Source organism: bacterium (assembly GCA_030655055.1).
Classification (GTDB): Bacteria; Edwardsbacteria; AC1; order AC1; family EtOH8; genus UBA5202.
The window spans coordinates 1-2,667 of the sequence record JAURWH010000050.1 but is presented as its reverse complement, the minus strand read 5'-3'; the positions used below and the strand labels follow the sequence as shown (position 1 = coordinate 2,667).

2 protein-coding genes are annotated in these 2,667 nt (G+C 49.0%); both read right to left on the bottom strand.

The features are described 5' to 3' along the window. The coding region (locus Q7U71_02525; protein ID MDO9390629.1) for a hypothetical protein at positions 1-1,189 on the bottom strand (1,189 nt) is incomplete at its 3' end. Position 1,190: 1 nt separating this feature from the next. Further along, on the bottom strand, positions 1,191-2,297 hold the full coding sequence (locus Q7U71_02520) for a DUF362 domain-containing protein (protein MDO9390628.1): 1,107 nt from the start codon (positions 2,295-2,297) through the stop codon (positions 1,191-1,193). Between the last annotated feature and the right edge of the window lie 370 nt (positions 2,298-2,667).

Below are 2,667 nucleotides of genomic sequence, written 5' to 3'. Positions count from 1 at the left end.
ATATTGCATGGATGTTGATGTTACTATCATTGATACATAAAAGGTTATTGCCACTCAGTGCCCATACTTGGGAGCTATAGGATTTAACGTCAGAAACTCCAGCTTCCGTATATATCGGTTTATATTCACCCGCACTTGTCTTGAATAATCCATATGGTGTTGCCACATATGCTTTATTCCCCAAAAAGCACAGATCATTGATAACATTGGTCGGCAATCCAACATCTGGCCTTACGGGTTCAACCTTTTCGCTGCCAAAGCACCATCTGTAAAACAAGCCTGGTGGGTTCTTCGCTTCCCAGATATTATGCTTAGAGTCAATATAGAATAATGTACTTGCTGAATTTGATATAAAACCTTGTAGTATTTTGTCCGATAAAGAGAGATTTAATAAGTTTGCACTTGTTGATATTTGACCCTCCGCATCATCGCTTACTTGTGTCCATTTTTTTTGATAATATATGTATTCATCCGGACCATCCTCTCCAACATTTACCATCAACATATCTTTTGACACTTTCTCGATACTTGCACCTTGCACCGGGTAAAATTGCGGCGGGATACCGTCCCAAAAAACAGTATCGTCTTTGCACCATAAAATATCATCTTCTGTAGCTATTAAAATTGTACTGTCTGATAAAGAAGCTATATCTTTACACAGTTGGACAGAAATTGTATCAATTAACAGTTTTTGTTCAAATCTTTTACCATCCCATATAAATATCCCATCATCATTGGTAATGAACCAAATATTTTTCTTATAATCAACGGCTACCCCTCCGAATTCTGAATTAATTTTTAATGGTGTTTGTACCGTCTCAAATTTATCGCCTATTAGTTTGAATAATTGTTTCTTCGTGTAAAACCACAATTTATCATCCCCATCATAAAACACATGCGGCCAGGTTTTTGGCAAACGATAAATTTTCCATTTATTATCATTATATACCATCACCCCATTTTCTCGACCAATGGCTATTTCCCCTCTTTTATTTTCCGTTATGCTGGTTACGCCGCCATCAATGAACCCACCAGCATCATTTTCAACTGTCAAATGTTTGATAAAATTGGAAGTGTCAACTGTGTTTAATGTACCAACCGTTTGTTTATTTACTTGAGACTTGTTGTTGCAGCAAACACAAACAGAGAAAATTACCACTGCAACGAGAGGGTTTAGGATTTTATTCATATCACTCCACTTTCACCAACTCATACTTCCTGCTCCCCAGCCCCAGCTTCTCCGCATGATCCAGCTGCCAGGCCCAGTCCACCTCCGCATAAATATCCCTAAACTTGTCGCTGCCGGGTTTGTGGGCCTTCTCCAGCGCCGAGTTCTTGTTCCCCCCGGACTGCATCACCAGGTCGTTGCTGGCCGCGTCAATGGCCACCGGGTCCAGCGAGCCGCAGATGCCCAGGTCCGGCACTATCGGGTTGTCGGCGTGGCCGTAGCAGTCGCAGGCCGGCGAGACGTTCATGATGAAGTTGAGATAACCGATCTTGCCCTTCTTGTTCTGGGCGAACCCGGCCAGGTACTCCGCCATCTTCTCCTGCATCTTCTGGGCACCGGTGTCCCAGCCGTTGCGGGCGGCGTGGGTGGGGCAGACCACAATGCAAGATCCGCAGCCGATGCACTTCTTGGGGTCTATCACCGCGTATTTGTCTATGGCGATGGCATCGGCCGGGCAGTTCTCGGCGCACTTGCCGCAGGCCATGCACTTCTCGGCCTTGATCACCGGCGTGACATCGGAATGCATGGCCAGCTTGCCGCCCCGGGCCCCGCCGCCCATCCCCAAATTCTTGATGCTGCCGCCGAAGCCCGCCAGCTCGTGGCCCTTAAAGTGGGTGACGCAGACGATGGCGTCGGCCTTGTACAGGTCGTGGGCCAGCTTCACTTTCTTGAGGTGGGTGCCGTTGACCTCGACCTCCACATACGCCCCGCCCCGCAGGCCGTCGGCTATCATCACCGGACATCCCAGCGAGGAGTAGGTGAACCCGTGCTGGTGGGCCGTCTCCAGGTGATCGACCGAATTGGAGCGGCTGCCCACATACAGGGTGTTGGCATCGGTGACGAAGGGCTTGGCCCCCAGCGCTTTTATCTTGTCCACCACCGCCCGCACAAAGTGCGGCTGAACGAAGGCGGTGTTGCCCCGCTCGCCAAAATGGACCTTGACCGCCACCAGCTCGCCCTTGGCCACGACCTTGGACAGCGGCATCTGGTCTATGATGCCGGAGAGCTTGGCGTAGATGTTGCGCTGGGAGCTTTCGCTGAAATCGGTAAAATAAACCTTGCTGGACATTTTACACCTCTTTTAGAAACAGGTTATTTACTATCCGCAGACGTTGTGCTGAGTTTGCCGAAGCATCGCGCAGATATTCGCAGATCTATCAATATAAAAGGATTTGAATGATCAACCAGGTTCCCACCCCGGTTGTCGCGTTAAAACGATCAGTGAGCATCGCAGTTGACGGCGGAAAAAGCTTGTCTGCATGTTTGAGGGCTTGGCCAAAGCCCGAGTTCAGACAAGCCCGCCGGGAACGAGAAGCGCAGCGCGGGCCTGCTGCAGCTTTAACGCAAGCATGGCCCGGAGAGTTTTAAGCGACGAGCTTTTTCTTTTGGTTCTTTTTCTGGAGCCTGCCCTGAGACGGCTATTTACCTTGCAAACGAAG